At 45.1% G+C, this 19263-nt stretch carries 18 protein-coding genes, 4 tRNA genes and 1 pseudogene; 1 reads left to right on the top strand and 22 read right to left on the bottom strand.

Going from position 1 to position 19263, the window contains the following annotated elements; translation table 11 throughout:
* Window positions 1–91 precede the first annotated feature (91 nt).
* From KKC1_RS02030 to KKC1_RS01960, 15 genes are all read right to left on the bottom strand, one after another.
* Complete coding sequence (locus tag KKC1_RS02030; RefSeq protein ID WP_088552842.1) at window positions 92–1426, bottom strand: NfeD family protein; 1335 nt, start codon at window positions 1424–1426, stop codon at window positions 92–94.
* 255 nt (window positions 1427–1681) lie between these two features.
* Window positions 1682–1756 (bottom strand) — tRNA-Gln (locus KKC1_RS02025).
* Between the two features lie 60 nt (window positions 1757–1816).
* Window positions 1817–1893, bottom strand: a tRNA-His gene (locus KKC1_RS02020).
* 51 nt (window positions 1894–1944) lie between these two features.
* Window positions 1945–2021 (bottom strand) — tRNA-Arg (locus tag KKC1_RS02015).
* Between the two features lie 16 nt (window positions 2022–2037).
* A tRNA-Gly gene (locus tag KKC1_RS02010) sits at window positions 2038–2111 on the bottom strand.
* Window positions 2112–2271: 160 nt separating this feature from the next.
* The gene (locus tag KKC1_RS02005; RefSeq protein ID WP_088552841.1) at window positions 2272–2769 is read right to left on the bottom strand and encodes a metallophosphoesterase; all 498 of its coding nucleotides are present in this window, start codon (window positions 2767–2769) and stop codon (window positions 2272–2274) included.
* A 23-nt stretch (window positions 2770–2792) separates the two neighbouring features.
* Window positions 2793–3407, bottom strand: coding sequence for an XTP/dITP diphosphatase (locus tag KKC1_RS02000; protein ID WP_088552840.1), 615 nt, complete (start codon window positions 3405–3407; stop codon window positions 2793–2795).
* Entirely contained in the window at window positions 3374–4153 is a 780-nt protein-coding gene (gene rph, locus KKC1_RS01995; RefSeq protein ID WP_088552839.1) for a ribonuclease PH, read from the bottom strand. The genes KKC1_RS02000 and rph overlap by 34 nt, the downstream gene beginning before the upstream one ends.
* A gap of 96 nt (window positions 4154–4249) precedes the next feature.
* Window positions 4250–4996 (bottom strand): MBL fold metallo-hydrolase, encoded by a 747-nt coding sequence (locus KKC1_RS01990; RefSeq protein ID WP_088552838.1) that lies wholly within the window; start codon window positions 4994–4996, stop codon window positions 4250–4252.
* The gene (locus KKC1_RS01985; protein ID WP_088552837.1) at window positions 4996–5754 is read right to left on the bottom strand and encodes an acyl-CoA dehydratase activase; all 759 of its coding nucleotides are present in this window, start codon (window positions 5752–5754) and stop codon (window positions 4996–4998) included. Before KKC1_RS01985 ends, KKC1_RS01990 begins: the two co-directional genes overlap by 1 nt.
* Window positions 5751–6737: a 2-hydroxyacyl-CoA dehydratase family protein gene (locus KKC1_RS01980; RefSeq protein ID WP_088552836.1), complete on the bottom strand. Its 987-nt coding sequence runs from the start codon at window positions 6735–6737 to the stop codon at window positions 5751–5753. Before KKC1_RS01980 ends, KKC1_RS01985 begins: the two co-directional genes overlap by 4 nt.
* A gap of 61 nt (window positions 6738–6798) precedes the next feature.
* A complete protein-coding gene (murI, locus tag KKC1_RS01975) occupies window positions 6799–7608 on the bottom strand; it encodes a glutamate racemase (RefSeq protein WP_088552835.1) in 810 nt (269 codons plus the stop codon).
* 143 nt (window positions 7609–7751) lie between these two features.
* Window positions 7752–8276, bottom strand: coding sequence for a DUF2179 domain-containing protein (locus KKC1_RS01970; RefSeq protein WP_088552834.1), 525 nt, complete (start codon window positions 8274–8276; stop codon window positions 7752–7754).
* A 104-nt stretch (window positions 8277–8380) separates the two neighbouring features.
* Window positions 8381–10432, bottom strand: coding sequence for an SH3 domain-containing protein (locus KKC1_RS01965; RefSeq protein WP_088552833.1), 2052 nt, complete (start codon window positions 10430–10432; stop codon window positions 8381–8383).
* 118 nt (window positions 10433–10550) lie between these two features.
* Window positions 10551–11168, bottom strand: a complete 618-nt coding sequence (locus KKC1_RS01960) for a GerMN domain-containing protein (protein WP_088552832.1) — start codon at window positions 11166–11168, stop codon at window positions 10551–10553.
* 318 nt (window positions 11169–11486) lie between these two features.
* On the opposite strand from KKC1_RS01960, the gene KKC1_RS01955 reads away from it, so the two are divergent.
* Window positions 11487–12239, top strand: a complete 753-nt coding sequence (locus KKC1_RS01955) for a LytR/AlgR family response regulator transcription factor (RefSeq protein WP_088552831.1) — start codon at window positions 11487–11489, stop codon at window positions 12237–12239.
* Between the two features lie 29 nt (window positions 12240–12268).
* Here the strand turns inward: KKC1_RS01955 and hisC are convergent, their stop codons facing one another.
* The 7 genes and pseudogenes from hisC to KKC1_RS01920 all read right to left on the bottom strand — a co-directional run bounded on the left by hisC (window position 12269) and on the right by KKC1_RS01920 (window position 19163).
* A complete protein-coding gene (hisC, locus tag KKC1_RS01950) occupies window positions 12269–13381 on the bottom strand; it encodes a histidinol-phosphate transaminase (protein ID WP_192868027.1) in 1113 nt (370 codons plus the stop codon).
* Window positions 13382–13429: 48 nt separating this feature from the next.
* A complete protein-coding gene (locus KKC1_RS01945) occupies window positions 13430–13861 on the bottom strand; it encodes an ACT domain-containing protein (protein WP_088552848.1) in 432 nt (143 codons plus the stop codon).
* Window positions 13862–13887: 26 nt separating this feature from the next.
* Window positions 13888–15186: a phenylacetate--CoA ligase family protein gene (locus tag KKC1_RS01940; RefSeq protein ID WP_088552829.1), complete on the bottom strand. Its 1299-nt coding sequence runs from the start codon at window positions 15184–15186 to the stop codon at window positions 13888–13890.
* Window positions 15187–15296: 110 nt separating this feature from the next.
* Entirely contained in the window at window positions 15297–16682 is a 1386-nt protein-coding gene (locus KKC1_RS01935; protein ID WP_088552828.1) for a SpoVR family protein, read from the bottom strand.
* Between the two features lie 17 nt (window positions 16683–16699).
* Window positions 16700–17860 (bottom strand): sporulation protein YhbH, encoded by a 1161-nt coding sequence (gene yhbH, locus KKC1_RS01930; protein ID WP_088552827.1) that lies wholly within the window; start codon window positions 17858–17860, stop codon window positions 16700–16702.
* Between the two features lie 29 nt (window positions 17861–17889).
* Window positions 17890–18924 (bottom strand): annotated as a pseudogene (locus KKC1_RS01925) (protein prkA); the annotation flags it as partial.
* 44 nt (window positions 18925–18968) lie between these two features.
* Window positions 18969–19163 (bottom strand): hypothetical protein, encoded by a 195-nt coding sequence (locus KKC1_RS01920; protein WP_088552826.1) that lies wholly within the window; start codon window positions 19161–19163, stop codon window positions 18969–18971.
* Window positions 19164–19263: the final 100 nt, after the last annotated feature.

Below are 19263 nucleotides of genomic sequence, written 5' to 3'. Positions count from 1 at the left end.
TATGACCGGCTTGGTTTTCGCCAGTCTGGTAGACAGCTTGTGCAAGAAATCCCTCCTCTGGTTTCTTATCCGGCAATGTGCTGCTCCTGTTTTATTCCCGGTAGGGGCGGACTATTACCCTGGAGCCTTCTACTTTCACCACCTTTACTGTAGTATTTGGAGGAATGAAGCTACCCTCTGCCACTACATCCAGGCGGTTGCCGTCGGGTAATTCCATGATACCTGCCGGACGTAAAGGAGTCACGGAACGCCCGGTCAGACCCAAGTAGTTGGATAATTCAGCGGAAGGGGCTACATATCCCGTAGTTTTGTCCTGTTTAGTTGCCAGAATTAGTCGGTTCCAAACCCGACGGGTAGGCAGAAATCGGAGGCTTAGAACAAGCAACACAACGGTACCTGCCAATGCTATTAATAAAGAAAGCAGGCCCTGTTGAGGAGAAGGGGCTGCCAGAAGGATGCTGGCAGCCAGAGCGGCGATACCCCCTAGGCCTGCAAAACCAAACCCCGGAATGACAGTTATTTCCATTGCCAGCAAGACCAGTCCCACAATAAGTAAGACTACTGCCTCCCAACCGGTGAGTCCGGCCAGAATATGCCCGCCGAAGTAAAGCGCCAGGGAAATCAGACCAATAGTTCCAGGTATGCCGAACCCTACGGTGAAGATTTCGATTACTAGGCCGGCCAGACCAACGGTCAACAATATCGTGCTGACCAGAGGATTGGTGACCCAGCGGGCCAGGCGTTCGGCGTCGCTGAGGTTGAGTTCTACCAGCTGTCCATCCTGGAGGTTAAATTGCTTTAATACTGCCTGGCGGTCTGGTAATACTGCGTCAGCTATGCCCAGTTCTCGAGCTCGGGTAGCCGTAAGAGTCAAGAGTTTTCCCCGGTCGATTACTCCCGGTATGGTTATATCCGCATCAGCCATGGCTGCGGCCACCTGTGGGTTGCGCCCGTGCTTCTCCGCTGCCGCTGCCAACTGGGCCGCCCAGTAGGATATAACCTTTTCATCAGCCTTGGCGGTACCAATGCGGGGCTCGGCGTCGCCAATGGTGGCGCCCGGTTGCATTATTAGGTGGTCGGCGGATAACGCCACCAGGGATCCGGCGGAAATAGCTCCACCGGTGACAAAGGCGATGGTTTCCAGAGGGGAGTCTTCAATAACGTCTCTGATTTTAAGGGCGGCATCAATTCTGCCACCTGGAGTATCTATTTCCAGCAGGACGGCGGCAGCCTGAGCTTGCTCGGCCTCCAGGAAGGCTCTTTCCATGAACCTTGCCAGGCCGCTGTCGATCGTTCCCCGGACAGGGACCACGTAGATTAGATTTTTGGGTAACCCCAGAGTTGACGGTGCGGTGACCAAAAAGAGGAAGATAAGCATCTGCCAGGCTAACAGTTTGAGGCCAGGTCGCTTTGTCGGATTTGCCATTAAGTATTCCTCCAGACCCGGTTTTATAGAGTGAAAGCATGAAAAATACAAGGAAATGTCTGGTATAATGTATCAGAACCGATATTGCTGTATCCGGCAGGTTTTATCTATTTTTCATTATACTGTAAATCGATAACACTGTCACCTTTATCGGGTGCGTTTTACATCTTTTGGGACAGCTCTATAGCTCGTATCCTGCACCCTCCGAAAAAACAATAAAATTAACCCCTTCCCAAACGGGAAGGGGTTAATTACTGGCTGGGGCGGCTGGATTCGAACCAACGAATGGCGGATCCAAAGTCCGCTGCCTTACCGCTTGGCTACGCCCCAGTATCAGTCGTCTGAAAACAGACGCCAAACTTCTGAATTCAGACTTTTGTTTACTGATGGTGGGGTGGGTGATGGGACTTGAACCCACGACCCCCAGAGCCACAATCTGGTGCTCTAGCCGACTGAGCTACACCCACCGCAGTATATTATATTCTTATAAATTCTACCATTATTCACCAGAACATTTATGGCACGCCTGGCAGGATTCGAACCTGCGACCCACGGATTAGAAGTCCGTTGCTCTGTCCAGCTGAGCTACAGGCGCCCACATAAATTGAATATGGAGCGGGTGATGGGAATCGAACCCACGCAACTGGCTTGGAAGGCCAGGGCTCTACCACTGAGCTACACCCGCTTATGTTCTTCTAAAAACACCGACAAGTTTTAATATACCATAAAATATTCTTCTCGTCAAAAGTAATTTTAACCACTTTAATGGGCAAATACACGTTTTTCGTACCTACATATTACAACGCTCCACCGCCTATGTCAAGAGTTACTTAATCTCTACCTTATTACTCTTTCCTGCTTAATTTCTTAATATGTACCGCCCATTCTCTGCCCTTGTACTCCATAATCCCAAAAGTCCCTTCCCTTGTCACACGAGGCCGGCTGATACTTCCCGGATTTACTAAAAGGATATCATCTACTACCCGGTTTTCAGGAATATGGGTATGTCCAAACACTACTACATCCACTTTCAATTCTTTAGCCCGGTAGTAAAGCCGCTGGTATCCCGTTTTCACACCATAAAGGTGACCGTGAGTGAGTAAAAACTTTTTCCCTTTCAATTCAAAAACTTGCTCTAATATTTCATCTGCAAAATCACAGTTTCCGGTCACGGCTTTGACCTCGAGATTCAATTCCTTTGCCAAAACAAGCGCATCACTATAATGATCTCCAGCGTGCAGCAATAAATCAACGCTACCCATACAGGTTACAGCCAGCCTGCTGTTCTTCATATCTTGATGGGTATCACTCAAAAGGCCTATTCTCAGCGGAATTACCCCCATATACCGTTTTAAAAAACTCTCAACTACAAAAGTTTACAAATAATTTCTGCAGCCTGACGAAAGGCTTTGGCGCGGTGACTAATCAGGTTTTTAGTTTTTAAATCTAACTGAGCCATGGTCTTACCATATTGAGGAAGATAAAATACGGGATCATATCCAAATCCTTTATCGCCCTCCGGGCTTAATGCAATTAAACCTTCACATACACCCTCGGTAACATACTCAGTGCCCCGGGCAGTTACGATGGCAATTACGCAACGAAAACGAGCGGTCCTGTCGCTAAGCGGCACTCCCTCCAGAAGAGAAAGAAGTTTTTCAATATTCCGGGCGTCATCTGCCGGTTCACCGGCAAAGCGAGCGGAACGAACGCCCGGTTCGCCCCGCAGATAATCTACCTCCAGACCAGAATCATCAGCCATAGCTATTAGCCCAGTCTTTTGGGCCACTGCTCTCGCTTTAATAAGAGCATTCTCCTCAAAAGTTTGGCCGCTTTCTTCAATGGGCGGTAGGTGAGAAAAATCTTTTAATGATAAAATTTCCACCGGCAAGTCACTCATGAGCTCCTTAAATTCGCGCAGCTTTCCTTCATTTTTGCTGGCAATAACTATACTTGTCCGGTTGGGTCTGGCTTCTGGCATTTGGTCACCCGTCCTATTTTATCTGCCAATTCTCCTAAAGCTTGACGCTGAACTTCAATAAGCTGCGCGATACCTTTCTGGGCAAATTCCAACAATTGGTTTAATTCTTCCCGAGCAAAGGGATACGCCTCCGCTGTTCCCTGAATTTCTACAAACTTGCCTCCTCCGGTCATCACCACATTCATATCTACTTGTGCTTTAGCATCTTCTTCATAACAAAGATCCAAAAGTATTTTATCTTCTACCTTGCCGGCACTGACTGCCGCTACAAAATCGAGTAAAGGAAGCTGTTCAATTACCCCGTCTTCCACCAGCTTGTTAAGCGCATCCACTAAGGCTACAAAGCTTCCCGTTATAGCCGCCGTACGAGTACCGCCATCCGCCTGAATAACATCGCAATCCAGCCAGATAGTTCTCTCCCCCAGGGCGGCAAGGTCCACCACCGAACGTAAAGACCTTCCTATTAACCGCTGGATCTCATGAGTACGTCCACCAATCCTGCCTTTCGTCGCCTCCCGTACCGTTCTTACTCCGGTAGCCCGGGGCAGCAGGGAATATTCTGCCGTTACCCAGCCCATCCCCTGTCCCTTCAACCATCCCGGAACCTTGTCTTCTATGGATGCGTTACAGATAACTTTGGTGTCACCCGTTTCAATAAAAACAGACCCCTCCGGGTATTTAATATAATTTCTTGTTATTTTGACCGGGCGCAACTCATCCGGCTTTCTTCCATCTAACCTTTCCACCCGACTTCCCTCCCTAACTCCCGTAAACATTAGTTCTCTGTAAACAACTTATTTCCCTTCTTAACGATTTTGGCGGCCCTTAAACTCGCCCGAAAATTAAAAGATATAACGAAGCCCCTCCTGGGCCAATTCGACAGGCCCGTTAAATCCTTCTTCAGCCTCTAAACGTAAAGTTTTTAAATCATATTCAGGGAAAAAGTGAGTGATCACTAAACGTTTGACCCCGGCCTCTCGAGCTATAGTTCCAGCTTGATGGGCCGTCAGGTGACCTGCCTTGCTCACATATTCCTTGTCCTTCTCCAGAACACTAGCCTCACACAAGAATAAGTCAGCACCTTCAGCCAGTTTTATAATGTCCGGGTCCCAGGCCGTATCAGCAGAATAAACTAAAGTCGATGCCCCTTCTATTCGTACGGCAAAGGTGGTTACCGGGTGTTCCGTCTTGCACAACTGAAGGCGCAAATCCCCTATGTTTATAGCTAGTCCGGAACACTCCTCCATTATATGTAGGTCAAATTCTTCCCGGTATTGAACCAATCTCTCTATTTCGACCGCCGGTTCACCAGGCAGGTAAAGAGGGAGTTTCTCTTGACGGGATCCATTCCATAAACTAGCCCGCAGAGCATAACGCAGGGTAAAAACATCTAAAAAATGATCGGGGTGCAGGTGAGAAATTACTACCGCCTGAAGCCTGCGAAAATCAAAGTAACGCTGCAGGCGGGAAAAACACCCGCTTCCAAAATCCACTAAAATATGGGTCTCCCCTTCAGAAATCAAATAGCCGGAACACGACCCTCCGGCCCGCGGATAAGGTGACCAACAGCCCAAAACTCTTAACTCCATCAGCTTTCACCCCCGTAGATACAGCAGCCCAGGGCTCCGTTGAACTGGGGCAGAGCGGGCACCAAAACTTCAACATTGAGTTCTTTTTCCATTATGTTTTTTAGAGCTTCGTTATATGCAACCCCACCGGTAAAAACAATTACTTTGTTACCCATTTTTTTGACCATAGGAAGAATCCTTTTAAAAATAGTATAATTAACCCCGGCAGCTAAAGATGGAATGGAATATCCCTCCACTATTTTACCGATCAGTTCCGTTTCCCCAAAAACCGCACAGGTAGAATTAAGTTCCACCGGTCTCTCATAATGTTTGCTAAGTTCCTCTAAGTCGATACCTAACACGGCGGCCATGTTTTCCAGATAACGCCCGGAACTGGCCGCACATTTGTCATTCGTCATAAAGTCAGCTACCTTCCCGTTTTTCACTTGAATTACCTTGCTGTCTTGCCCACCAAGATCAATTAGAGTAAAATCTTTCCTTCCTGTTTGGTAAACTGCTCCCAAGACATGAGCCTTAATTTCCGGTATAACCGCAGCTCCCGCCACCTCTACCGTCAGACGCCCGTAACCGGTAGACACAACCTTCTCCGCAGGAGGAAGACCTAGGCGTTTAAAATCAACCACCAGTTTCCCTTCCTGTTTACGAGCATAAGCGCGATAAAATTGCATGGTATCATAAATATAAGTACCTTTTAACTCGTTACCTTCCATGAGGGCAATTTTCACGTTGCGGCTTCCTAAATCAAGACCACAGATCATTTGTTCCACCTCAACATTTCTACAAAAGCATCAATTCGCATCTTGCTTCGCGCATCAAGCTGGGCCGGTTTGTCGCCCTCCAGCGTCAAGATAGGCACATCTAACTCCTGCCGGAAAATTAAGTCTTCAATCTGCCGGAAACAAAAACTTTGGGTATAATGAATGAGACCGTCCAGGTTACGCCGCTTGATCTCCCGCTTGATATCTTCTATACGATTGAGCACATGGTAGGGGTAAGTATAAAGCCGGTACTGTTCCACCAGATCATCGGTTTCAAAAGGCATGGTAAATTGCCGTTGGATTTCGTTGAAAACTACCCGGGCACCGATACTCTCCAGGTAATGGTACAATCCGGAAATTATGGGAGGTACTCCGATAAATCCCAGACGAACGTCTTGTTTCAGCTCGGGGGCGTGGCAAGCCCTTTCTAAAAACTGGCTGATTTCCCGGTCAAAACTTTCCGGTTCACCCTTAAAGTCACTGCAGTTAACTTGGAATAGGTGGTTGTCGAAGCCGGAGACACGGTTTTCTTCCCAAGTAAGGCGGTCAATCTCCCATACTTTTTTTCTGATTGCGTCCAACCTCTTCTTAACAATTAAAACCTGCTCCCAGTCAACTTCAAAATATGCCATCAGCTTTTCAATCTGAAGCCGCAACAGGTCCTTATCCCGGTCAAAAGGGAAGGCAAAAGGTATAGTCTTTACACCCTGGAGTTCCAGCGTTTCCATTAGAGCATGGGTATTGGTACAGTCTCCCTGAGTAACGGCAATAACTTCCCGAATATCTTTTTCTTCCAGTATAGTGGTATACAGACCTTTAATCCAGCCACAAACATTTCGCGGATATCCGGCTATTTCTGCCGCTTCCACCTTCTGTTGAGGATGTTCCCCGGTAATGAAAATGTTGTTGATATCAACGGGAATACACCCAGCTGCATAGATAACCTCTACCGGTACGGTAGTAGTAATTCCTATTTTACGCATCAAGATCTTCCCCCCCAGGGGCTGTCCGCCTCAAAATTTTTCCCTTTTAAAAATTACTTGATCAGTCCAAAATTACCTGTTTTACCTCTTCTATTAAACCGAGACCTGTAAGCTGTCGGGCAACACGTTTAAATTGTTCCGGCGAGCCGCTCACATAAAATGTGTGATTAAAACCCGGCTTAATCCCTTCACTAAGTTTATTCATTCGAATCAAAATCTCTTTAGCCTGTCGCACTGTCTCCACCGCCGGATCTACCAGGGCAACTTCCTTCCCCATGATCTCCTGCACCACAGGAGCCAGGTAAGGATAGTGAGTACAGCCGAAAATCAAGGTATCGACACCTGCTTGCTTAAGAGGAAAAAGATATTCAGCAGCAACTCGTCGCGTTTCCGGTCCATCTACATTGCCTGCTTCCACCAGAGGAACAAAAAGCGGGCAGGCCTGACCGAAAACTTCTGCCTTAGGTTCCCGTTCTAAAATAAGCCGCCGGTGCACGCCACTCTTAATGGTCGCCTCGGTAGCAATGATACCTATCTTCCCGTTTCTGGTCACCTGGAGAGCCATTTTAACTCCCGCTTCCACCACGCCGATTATAGGTATCTCATAACGAGCCTGTAGATAAGGTAAAGCTACCGAAGAAGTACTGTTACAGGCATCCAGTATTAGCTTAACCCCCTGCTCAATCAGGAAGGCGGTAATAGAATCGGCAAAGCGAATCAGTTCCTCCGGCGACCGCCCCCCATAAGGAACATGCCCGGTATCGCCAAAATAAACGACCCTTTCCCTAGGTAATTGTTTGAGTATCTCCTGAAATACGGTCAAACCACCTACGCCGGAATCAAAAACACCTATCGGATGATCATAGCTCAAATTTTTCAACTCCCACTAAGACTTTTTTGGATCGTTAATAACGCAGGAAAAGAGTGGCATTCTGAGACCACTCCTAATTTAAGAAAAATATATCGATATTCCCTTTAATAAAATATATTAACCCCTAAATATTTAATTCAATTCTATTTACCTTTTCTTCTGATAAAACCACCCTGAATAGAACGATTATCAAAAACAGTAATAAAAGCCTTTTCATCCCAATTATTAATAATATCGAGAAGCTTAGCCAAATGTTTACGGCACAGGATAATATTCAAGATGTGATGTTTTCCTTCTCTTCCCTCGCCTTCCCAGACGGTAACGCCAAATCCTTCTTCTCTTAGCTTCATAGTCAATTCTATTGGCCGAGACAAGGTTATTACTTGCACAGTTAAATATCCGATAGCCAATTTAGCTTCCACTAAGCTGCCAGCCATGTTGCCGGTAGCAAAACCGAGTGCATAAAAAAACAAACTGAAAGGTTGGTCCAGTTGTCCAACCACTGCTTTCAGGGCAAAAATATAAATTATGACCTCCCAAAAACCAATAAACGCTGCTACCAGCCGTTGCCCTCGAACCAGTAACAGCATTCTTAACGTACCAAGGGTAACATCAGTAACCCTGGCTAAAAATATCAATAAATACCCCAAAACTAAAGTCCACGTCATCTCAACTACCACCGAATTCTGCTAATACTCCCATCATTGTAGCAACAGGCCAATATCCTGTCAACGAAAAGTAAATGCCGAAAATAGAACCATTTGCTTAAAAATTACCGGGTAAACTCCAACAGATATAATTCTATCCCCTTAGCTATCCCTCGTGCTGCCCTGCTGCGGAATTCGGGGTCGGTCAGAAGTCTTTCTTCTTCCGGATTAGAAATAAAGGCCACCTCCACCAGTATAGAAGGCACCAGCGTATTACGGAGTACAGAAAAGTTTGCCTCCCTAATTCCCAGGTCTGCCCGGTTAATTTCCTTCACCAGTTCTCTCTGCACCATCTGCGCAAGGAACTGTCTCTCATCCCGCTGAGAAGCCAGTTCCGTTCCCTGCGGGGCATAGAAATAGGTAGCGGTCCCGTTGGGAATAGGACTGAAGGAAGAATTGGCATGGATACTGACAAAGACATCGGCCTCAACGTCATTAGCTATGGCAGCTCGTTCCGGAAGATCCAAGGCTGTATCTCCATTACGAGTAAAAATAACCGTTGCTCCTTTCCTACTCAAAATTCGTCCCGTTTCCTCCGCAATGGCCATAACTACATCCCTTTCATGTACCCCGGAAGGCCCGATGGCTCCCGGATCAAACAAACCTTCTGCCTGTATACTTCCGTGGCCCGGATCCAGAACAACCGTCTTGCCTGCAAGAGAAAAGGGAAGAAATTCAAATAATACCGTTGTGCCTTGCCTTTGACTGCTAAAGGTATAGTTGCTGGATTCAGGCAAATCGAAAACTACTCGAACGGTATCAGGAGTAAACTGTCCTAACCGCACTTGTGAAACTGCCGGGTGGTTAATTTTCCTAATTCGGTCCTCAGGAGCAATTTCTAAACGGGATCGGGTTATATCTACCACTAACCTTCTAGGGTCCTCTAATTCAAAAGTATTATAAACAGGCGGTTCGTTTCCCCGGATAGAAATAAGTAAACGATCCTCTTTAACCTCTTCATCCAAACCTGAAATGAGGTTAAAGGCTTCAGAATCATCATCCTCCAAACTTGGATTATCACCAGTTTTTTCTTGCGCGCCAGAATCAAGATTAATCGGATCTGTTTGTGAGTTGTAAGTGTCGTCAACAACCGTAGAAGGCGTTTGTCCTGAGTCTACGTTATTTTCCGTAGATCCTCTTGACGTTGCCTGTGTTTCTTCCAAACTCACCCCATCTCGAGCCTCCACCAACCAACCTGCGATCCAACCCTTCAATCCTTCCTCCAGCGATACCTGATACCACCGATTTTCTTCTGCAAGAACACCTAAATGTTCTCCCCGTTTTACCTTGGTTATCACAGGAAAATCAGTGCCCGGACCCTGGCGGATATTGACCACGGAGCCGGTTACCTGAACCATAGTACTGCCCGAGGGTAAACTTTGCGTATCTACTTTGGCCAGCCAGCCGGCTATCCAGCCTTTGCGACCCCCGTCCAAAACAACCTGATACCAACCGTTGTCTTCACCTACCACAGGCAGTCGTTCCCCTTCTGTCACCTTGTCTATCCGAGCAAAATTAAGCCCCGGCCCTTGACGGACATTGACCACCTTACCGGTAACCAAAGCCACTTTGGTCTCCTTTTCTCCACCTGCTTCTGCCGGAGCAGAACTTTCCGCCCCTTCATCTAATTCCAGGAGCCAGCCGGCTATCCAGCCAACCCGTTTCCCCATATACCGAACTTTATACCATTCCCCTTGCCGTTCCAAAATCGTAACTGCCGTTCCTCGGGTTAAAACCCCAACCCGGACGTATTGGGTACCCGGTCCGCTCCTTACATTAACATAGCTGCCAGCCACTCGGGCACTCCTTTTTTCAACTTCTTCTTCCGGCACTTCTTCCAGTCGGGTCAGCCAGCCTGCCAGCCATCCTTCACGACCATCAGGAAGCTGCACCTGGTACCAGTCTCCTTTTTTTTGTAGAAGAGGATATTTATCGCCCCGGTAACTCCGCCCTAACTTTGTATGGTTGGTTCCCGGCCCAGATCGAATGTTTACATACTTCCCCCGTACAACCACCTGCTTCCCGGCCAGGGCAACGGAGGCTTGTCCTGCAATAGTTAAAAGAAACAATATAGTGAATACTATTACTGACTTTTTGCCGCATACTTTTTTAAACATTTCGGGAGCCCCCCGGTTATTTCATTAGATGCGATTTAACTGAAATATTCTAGTTTAGTGTCGAATTTCCTGCCCTCAAACAACAAAAAGAAATCCCCCGGTTTAAGGGGGAGGGGCTCTACTGAGAAATTATAATACCGTCATTGCGGGCCATAGCCTCCGAAACATCTACATGCCCGGCAATTGTATCCACGTACCGGCCTTCAACCAAAATTTCTACCCGCTCGACCGTAGGAAACTGGGTTAAAGTATTAACAATTGAATAGACCGTCAGCTGTTCTTCTAAACTTCCTCCCGGGTGATTGTTAATTAACTCCCGGCTAAAATCAACCCGGCACAATCCATCGGGACGAATATTTATGTCCCGTAGGACCGTACCCGGCGGAATAGTAGGCCTCAACCCCGATTCAACATCTGGTCCCAGAATTAATTCTTGGACGGTCGCCCGGGCAATACCTTCCACTTTGGGAATAGTTCGGGTTTCGGCTACCAGGCCTCTGCCTTCTGGGTCACTGAAGTAAAGAACTATATCCACCATCTCTTCACCGCTCATTTGGATATCTGGAGTAGCAACATCTACATCTGCTCTTTCTTTCTGAACTTCCGGTTCAGGCAAACGATCCTCCATAGACAATAAATTATCCAAAATACTACATCCGGAAGTAACTGCCAGTAGAGCCGCAAATAACATCATAATCAGCATCCCGCTTAAAATTTTCCGTTTTCCTGCTCGCATTCCCTCTTCCCCCTTTACATTTTTTCATTTTAATCTTATAAGGGTGGAAGGGTGTTTATTACTAATTTATGGGAAAAGCAATTAATTAATTTTTTACCGGCCGAATATTCTGAGGAGAAAAGAATAATTATAAATCAGAAATTTTATTAAGAGCACTAATTTTCGTTAAGCAGTATAAATTAGAGGTTAAACGGACGGTAATAAAGCCTAACTTGAAAAAAATAAGGTCAGGCGGGAGGATTTACCGGTAAATTGTCATAATAATTTAAATATTAAACTCCTGTTTTTAAATTTTATAATCGGGGAGATAGGTAGAAAATGGTATTAAGGGCATTAATTGTTGATGACGAATACCCTGCTCGTAAAGAATTAAGATACTTACTGGAGAAATATGATAATATTCAAATCGTCGGAGAAGCTGCTAACGCCAGAGAAGCAATGGAATTGATAAACGCAGTTGATTACTCCGTAGTATTTTTAGACATAGACATGCCTGGGGGAAGTGGCCTGGAATTGGGCCGCCAACTGCAAATAAGAAACGGTAAATCTCCTTACGTAGTTTTTATAACAGCCCATGATCAATATGCGTTAGAAGCCTTCGGCGTAGACGCAGTGGATTACATCCTCAAACCCATTGACCCCAAGCGTCTCGACAAGGCCATCAAAAAAATCCAGGAACGTATTCAACCTTCATCTTCTTCACCCGTACCGGACAAGTCCAAAAATGACACCCGTTCTCTAGGACTTATCCCTGTAGAACATAAAGGCAAAACTATTTTGCTGGAAAAGAAAGATATTGTATTTATTAGTGCTAATAATGATTATTGTTTTATCAAAACCTATAATACAAAATATCTAACTCGTTTTACGCTAAAAGAGTTGGAAAAGCGTCTTGATTCTAACCTCTTTTTCCGCTGCCACCGTTCTTATCTAGTTAATATTCAAAAAACCAGGGAAATAATTCCTTTGTATAACGGTACACTTATCCTAATAGTAGATGACGAAGAAAAAAGTGAAGTGCCGGTAAGTCGCTCTCATGCCAAGCAAATACGACAAATTTTAGGAATATAAAAAAAATCAAGGAGGCTTATGCCTCCTCATTATTGTTCTAACTCCTTCAAGACTTCTTGTAGGGCCTCAATAAACCGCTCATTCTGGTTCAAGGTTCCAATCGTTACCCGAATGTATTGATCAAGCCCAAATATATCTCCCGTTCGAACAATTACCCCCCGCTCTAACAGTTTCTGAAAAACCTGGCGCGAATCGTGTTTCACATTGATTAACATAAAGTTGGCTTCAGTAGGTACATATGATAAACCAATTTCTTCCAATTTCCGATATAACCATTCCTTGCTTTCGTTGTTTATGTTAATGCTCTTACGAACATGTACCTGGTCTTCCAAAGCAGCCAACGCTGCAGCCTGGGCAATGGAATTTACGTTAAAAGGCTCCCGTGCCCGGTTGATCCATTCGATCAATTCCGAATTGGCCATTCCGTACCCTATTCTCAACCCGGCTAACCCGTATACTTTAGAAAATGTCCGTAAAATAATAACGTTTTTCTTTCCCTTTTTGACGTATTCCAAAGTATCCGGGTAATCTTCACTGGTAACATACTCCCAGTAGGCTTCATCAAATACAACTATCACTTCTTCTGGTACTCGCCGCATAAAATCTTCTACTTCCGAGGCAGTTACAATGGTACCGGTGGGATTGTTAGGATTACACACAAATATCAATTTAGTTCGATCAGTAATACGATCCGCCATGGCCGGGAGATCATAACGGAAATCCTTTAGATCAACATACACGCATTTCCCGCCCATAAGTTGGGTCGCAAATGTATATTCGGAAAAAGTCGGGTTGGCGATAATAGCTTCGTCGCCTTCTTTGATGAAAGTCTCGGCTATTAATTTCAATATTTCATCCGAACCGTTCCCAATAATAAAGTTATTCTTGGTCAATCCAAACATGGAGGCCAGCCGCCTCTTTAAATAATAACAGTTGCCGTCGGGGTACATATGTACCTTTTCAGCCATGTTTCTCATTGCCTCGACGGCCTCAGGGGAGGGCCCCAAAGGATTTTCGTTGGAGGCCAGCTTTATAACATTGGTTATCCCCAGCTCCCGCTCCACTTCTTCAATAGGCTTACCAGGAACGTACGGCTTAATTTCTTCAATAGCTTCCCGGACAAGAGACTTCAATTTGCTCAAATTTAACACTCCCCTTACCAAGATAGTAAAATAGATATTTCAAAAACATCATAAACTGTATACTTTTTCTCCTGATAAGACGGTTATTCCCTTCTCCTCAAGTATTTTTAAAGCTTCATCTATATTCTCCACTCGGAAAATAACCAGAGCCCCGTTAGGAACTTTTCCAATAAAAGCATAAAGGTATTCAATGTTCAGGTTATGCTCTTCCATAACCGCCATGACTTCGGCCAACCCTCCAGGCTGGTCAGGCATTTCTACAGCAATTACATCCGTCATACTGACCGTAAAACCGTGATCCTTCAACGCTCTATATGCCTTCTCTGGTTGATTTACAATCAGGCGTAGAATACCAAAATCAGAAGTGTCGGCAATTGACAATGCCCGTATGTTGATATCTTCTTCCCCTAATACCCGGGTAACCGCGGCCAACCTTCCCGACTTGTTTTCCAGGAAAACCGAAATCTGTTTTACTTTCATGATCATCTTTACCCCCCATTACCTGTTCATATTCTCCGTTTATCGATGACTCGCTTAGCCTTACCTTCGCTTCTCTGAATAGTCTTCGGTTCTACCAATGTTACTTTAACTGTAATTCCCAAGGTGCTTTCTATCTCTGCCCGGATCTTGTTCTCCAGCTCCTCCAAACGGCGAACCTTATCGGAAAATAGTCTCTCGGAAACTTCCACCTGCACCTCCAGGGTATCTAGAGAACCCTCCCGTTGCACAATTAATTGGTAATGAGGTTCGGTCTCTCCAATCTCTAACAAGACGCTCTCGATCTGGGATGGGAATACGTTTACTCCGCGGATAATAAGCATATCATCGGTTCTGCCGCTTACCCGGGCCATCCGAACCAAGGTACGCCCACAGGAACATGGTTCCTTATAGAGTGCAGAAATATCCCGGGTGCGGTAACGGATCATGGGCAAGGCTTCCTTGGTAATGGTAGTAAAGACCAATTCACCGAACTGGCCGTACGGCAGTGGTTCCTCCGTCACCGGGTCTATAATTTCAGGTATAAAATGGTCCTCAAAAATATGTAGTCCGTTTTTCTCTGGACATTCCATGGCTACTCCCGGTCCGATAATTTCACTGAGTCCATAAATGTCCAAGGCGATAAGAGGCAGTTTCTTTTCGATTTCTTTACGCATATTTTCCGACCACGGCTCAGCTCCAAAGATGCCGCATTTAAGTTTAAGGTCCTCCGGCCTAACCCCCATTTCTTCCATAACCTCTGCCAGGTAAAGAGCATAAGAAGGGGTACAGGTTAAAATAGTACTCCCATAATCCTTCATGATCATGACCTGGCGTTTGGTGTTACCTCCAGATATAGGTATAACGGAAGCCCCAATGCGCTCAGCCCCATAATGAACTCCCAATCCGCCAGTGAACAATCCGTATCCATAAGCATTATGAATTACATCATTCTTGGTAGCTCCCCCGCAGGTGAGAGAACGCGCCATTAACTCCGCCCAAACATTCAAGTCGTTCCGGGTATAACCAACCACGGTAGGTTTTCCTGTAGTACCGGAGGAAGAGTGAATACGCACTACTTCACTGAGAGGGACGGCAAACATGCCATAAGGATAATTTTCCCGCAAGTCGTTTTTCGTGGTGAAGGGGAGTTTCCGCAAGTCTTCCAAACTCTGGATATCACTTGGCTCAATCCCTTTTTCCTGCATCAACCGGCGGTAATGAGGTACGTTGTGATATGCTCTTTCCACGGTTGCTTTTAAACGCTCCAACTGCAACTCTTCTAGCTGTTCCCTGGGCATGCACTCGTACTTTTCATTCCAGTACATCTTAAGCCTCCTCACGCTATGTACTACGGATCTTTAAAAGTAATATCTTCTACACAAAGCAACACTTTCCTTTGTTTAAAACAAAAAAATATTAGTTAAGGGCTTTTTCATTACTTTTTGTCCTTACGCAAAATCTGCCGGCTGTTCTTTCTCCCATCATAAGTAAACAGAATAGTAGTACCTTCAATAACTGTTTCCAGGTGAACCGGCTTACCCCATAACAAATATACGTAAGGAAGAGTTTTCTCTAAATACGGTACATCCAGCTCCCGGTCCTCATAGCAATGCCGGAGGTATAGCTCCCCTTTCCCTAAGTAATCACCATCCTCAACTACGATGTAAGGGTAGCCACAGTTGACCAGTTTGTTTACAATTCCTTCTCTTACTTTGATCCAGTCCTTTTCTACTATTTTCCACTCATGTCCTACCTTCTGGTAAAGATACAGATCCAATTCTTCCACCAGTTCCTCGGTCAGGTAATTGCGAATAAAAGAAATGTCATTTTCAAGCTCTCGAACCTCAAAAATCTTTTCTCTACCGCTCTCTCCCTTATTTTCCTGATCCCAGCGCTTTTCAATGCTTTCAAATATTTTCATCCCCAACAAGTACGGGTTCAAGCTCATACGGGAAGGCTGTACAACTTGAGAATGCATCTTGGCAAACTCTACAGCCTCTTCCTCACTTAAATCCAGTGCTCTAATGATACGAACGTGCCAGTAGGTGGCCCATCCTTCGTTCATAATTTTCGTCTCCAACTGAGGCCAGAAATAGAGCACTTCCTCGCGAACCATCGCAATGATATCTCGCTGCCAGTCTTCCAGGTAATGTCCATGCTGCATCAGGAACTGTAAGAGATCTTTTTCGGGCTCCGCAGGAAACTTTTTTTCTTTAACGGGAAGTTTTGGTTCGTCCTTGTCTTCTAAGGACCATAAATCGTCATAAGGAGTTTCCGGTTTGTTTTCCTCTGCCGGCTTTTGTCTTTCCGGTTCTTTTATAAGCCGATAAGGATTTATATGCTCCTGCAAAGCTAAAACGGCATCCAGAAAAATTTCTACTTCATTCCTCCCGTACTTGAACTCGTATTCCCGAATTCTCTGTGCATGTACAGCCATGGTTTCTACCATCTGCCGATTAGTGTGAGCAAAGTGAACATTGTTTTTAAAAAAGTCGCTATGGGCAAAAACATGAGCAATCACTAGTTTATTCTGTAAAAGAGAGTTGCCATCCAGCAAAAATGCGTAACAAGGATCGGAATTAATTATCAGTTCATAAATACGGCTTAAATTGTAATCGTATTGCGTTTTTAGACGATAAAAAGCCTTGCCAAAGCTCCAGTGCGAAAAACGAGTAGGCATGCCGTAGGCTCCAAAGGTATACAGAATATCGGCCGGGCATAGTTCAAAGCGCATGGGGAAAAAGTCTAGGCCGAACTTTTCCGCCTGGTCCTGAATTTCCTTTATAGCCTTTTCCAGTAGTTTTATTTGTTGGTCAGCCATTGTTCCCTAACCCACCTTTAATGTCCGGCTACCTTCTCTTTATCGCTGAAAAAAATACGCAAGGCAGTATAGACATCACTTTTTTCTTTTACAGTAACCTTTACAAATTTAGGATCTTCGATCCGCTTATAAACACTCATTAAAGTACTGCTGCGGTAGTAAGGATTAACTATCTCACAATAACCGAAAAGGTTACATAATGTTAACAATTTCCGAACCAGAGTAATACACCGTTCATTGTCTGAAGGTAGATTATCTCCGTCGGAAAAATGAAACGGGTAGAGGTTGTAATCTTGGGGAGGGTAACGATCATGAATAATATTCAGGGCCAGTTCATAAACTGAAGAACATTTGGTCCCGCCGCTTTCTCCCTTGGTGAAAAACTCCTCTTCGGTAACTTCTTTAGCCTGGGTATGATGGGCCAGGAACACTATTTCAACCTGTTTATATTTGGTTCTTAAAAAACGAACCATCCAAAAGAAAAAACTTCGAGCCATATATTTTTCATAAGTTCCCATAGAACCGGATGTATCCATCATGGCTAAAACCACAGCGTTGGATTCATAACGCGGGGTTACCTCCCACGTTTTAAAGCGCAAATCTTCCGGCGTTATATTATAGATGCCCGGCCGGCCCCGGATGGCATTTCGCTTAAGGTTTTCCAAAAGGGTTCGCTTCCGGTCGATATTGCTCATTAACCCTTTTTTCCGTATATCGTTGAAACGATAACCTTTATCCTCCAACTCCCGTTTTTTCTTCTCTTCCAAGTTGGGAAGCGTAAATTCTTCAAACACTATTTCGGCCAGTTCATCTAAAGTAATTTCGGCTTCGTAATAATCTATGCCCGGCTTATCCCCTGCCCCCGACCCTTTATCCGCCCCCGACTTTGGGTCGGAACCCAGCACATCTCCCACTTTGCTTTTGCCGTCGCCCTGCCCGGCATGCTGCTGCTTGCGGAAGTTGTACCGGAACCGGTATTCTTCCAGCGAACGAATAGGTATTTTAATTACCTTATTGCCGTCGGACATAATGATGCTTTCTTCACTAATAATGTCCGGAAGGTTATTTCTTATGGCTTCCTTGACCTTCTCCTGGTGTCTCTGCTGGTCAAGATATCCCTTACGGTGCAGAGACCAATCTTCGCGGGAAATAAGAAAATTTTTGCCCCCGGTATCCATCCTGCCACCCCCAAACAACGGGAATTTACTCAACGATTTAACAGGCTGCCGGCATACTTAAGCAACTCGTTGGCACAAATAGGACAATATCCATGGTTGGAAATCAAACGATCAATAACTGCATTAATTCGCTTGAGCTGTTCGGGATCAGGAGTCTTGGTAGACGTGGTTATTTTTACCACATCTTTGAGATCGGCAAATAGCTTCCTTTCAATCGCTTCCCGCAATCTTTCATGGGAATTATAATCGAATTTCTTCCCTTTCCGGGCGTAGGAAGATAATCGAATTAATATCTCTTCCCGGAAACTTTTTTTGGCATTCTCGGTAACTCCAATTTGCTCTTCAATAGAACGCATCAACTTTTCATCCGGATCGAGCTCCTCGCCGCTGATAGGGTCTTTTACTTTAACCCCGTTGCAATAAGCTTCTACGTTATCCAGATAATTATCGAAAAGAGTTCGGGCCGATTCTTCGTAAGAATAAACGAAGGCTCTTTGAACTTCTTTCTTAGCTACCTCATCGTACTCTTTGCGAGCCAACACGATGAAATTTAGAAGCTTTTCTCTTTCGTCTCTAGTTATAGAGGGATGCTGATCCAATCCTTCCTTCAAAGCCCGTAAAATATCTAAAGCATTGATACATTTGGTATCTTTAGTTATCAGAGCACTGGAGATCCGATTTATAACATAACGAGGATCTACTCCGCTCATACCTTCTCCTTCAGCTTCTGCCTGCAGTTCCGCTACGTCCTTTTGTTTAAAGCCTTCTACGCTTTCACCGTCATAAAGTTTCATTTTCTTAATCAGGTCCATACCCTGCTTCTTGGATTCCTTCAACCGAGACAGCACGGAAAAGATTGCTGCCGCCCACAACGCATAAGGAGCTATGTGAATGTCAGTCAGGGCACTTTGACGAATCAGTTTTTCATAAATTTTTACTTCCTCCGATACCTTGAGGTTATAAGGAATGGGCATTACAATTATCCGAGACTGCAAAGCCTCATTCTTCTTATTACTGATAAAAGCCCGGTATTCTGCTTCGTTGGTATGAGCTACGATCATTTCGGGAAATGTTTATTGATTATACCAAGAGTTTAAACAAAATAAAATTAACTAAGTGGAACCTGCTTTATTATATCTTCTCCGGTATTCTCATTCTTCTCCTTTTTCCTCTCGACCAGACACTCCAGCAGCACGCGGTAGAGCCGCCTTTCATCTTCCTGTGTAGCAGGTTTTTCGGGCGGGTATACCCTTACCGTACCGCATTTAAACTTCAACTCCATCACAGGCTCCACCGGAATCACCTTTCTCTCTCCTAAAACTTATGCAAAAAGGCCTGTCTACCAGGCCTGTCCGGTTAAAGAAAATTGATTTTTAGATCCCGTAATAAGTTATTTGGGCAAA

The sequence above is a fragment of the Calderihabitans maritimus genome (genome assembly GCF_002207765.1).
Classification (GTDB): Bacteria; Bacillota; KKC1; order Calderihabitantales; family Calderihabitantaceae; genus Calderihabitans; species Calderihabitans maritimus.
Note: the sequence above shows the minus strand (reverse complement) of the source record. Positions and strands in the feature narration are given on the sequence as shown.

What these genes read in the sequence shown, in the direction of transcription:
- KKC1_RS01990 (WP_088552838.1), bottom strand. Translation starts at nt 4,996, where the DNA reads ATGGAGTTAAGAGTTTTGGGCTGTTGGTCACCTTATCCGCGGGCCGGA.
- KKC1_RS02005 (WP_088552841.1), bottom strand. Translation starts at nt 2,769, where the DNA reads ATGGGGGTAATTCCGCTGAGAATAGGCCTTTTGAGTGATACCCATCAA.
- KKC1_RS01940 (WP_088552829.1), bottom strand. Translation starts at nt 15,186, where the DNA reads ATGTACTGGAATGAAAAGTACGAGTGCATGCCCAGGGAACAGCTAGAA.
- KKC1_RS01970 (WP_088552834.1), bottom strand. Translation starts at nt 8,276, where the DNA reads ATGACGTGGACTTTAGTTTTGGGGTATTTATTGATATTTTTAGCCAGG.
- yhbH (WP_088552827.1), bottom strand. Translation starts at nt 17,860, where the DNA reads ATGGATACCGGGGGCAAAAATTTTCTTATTTCCCGCGAAGATTGGTCT.
- KKC1_RS01955 (WP_088552831.1), top strand. Translation starts at nt 11,487, where the DNA reads ATGGTATTAAGGGCATTAATTGTTGATGACGAATACCCTGCTCGTAAA.
- KKC1_RS02000 (WP_088552840.1), bottom strand. Translation starts at nt 3,407, where the DNA reads ATGCCAGAAGCCAGACCCAACCGGACAAGTATAGTTATTGCCAGCAAA.
- KKC1_RS01935 (WP_088552828.1), bottom strand. Translation starts at nt 16,682, where the DNA reads ATGGCTGACCAACAAATAAAACTACTGGAAAAGGCTATAAAGGAAATT.
- KKC1_RS01980 (WP_088552836.1), bottom strand. Translation starts at nt 6,737, where the DNA reads ATGCGTAAAATAGGAATTACTACTACCGTACCGGTAGAGGTTATCTAT.
- KKC1_RS01985 (WP_088552837.1), bottom strand. Translation starts at nt 5,754, where the DNA reads ATGATCTGTGGTCTTGATTTAGGAAGCCGCAACGTGAAAATTGCCCTC.
- KKC1_RS01945 (WP_088552848.1), bottom strand. Translation starts at nt 13,861, where the DNA reads ATGAAAGTAAAACAGATTTCGGTTTTCCTGGAAAACAAGTCGGGAAGG.
- KKC1_RS01960 (WP_088552832.1), bottom strand. Translation starts at nt 11,168, where the DNA reads ATGCGAGCAGGAAAACGGAAAATTTTAAGCGGGATGCTGATTATGATG.
- KKC1_RS01965 (WP_088552833.1), bottom strand. Translation starts at nt 10,432, where the DNA reads ATGTTTAAAAAAGTATGCGGCAAAAAGTCAGTAATAGTATTCACTATA.
- KKC1_RS02030 (WP_088552842.1), bottom strand. Translation starts at nt 1,426, where the DNA reads ATGGCAAATCCGACAAAGCGACCTGGCCTCAAACTGTTAGCCTGGCAG.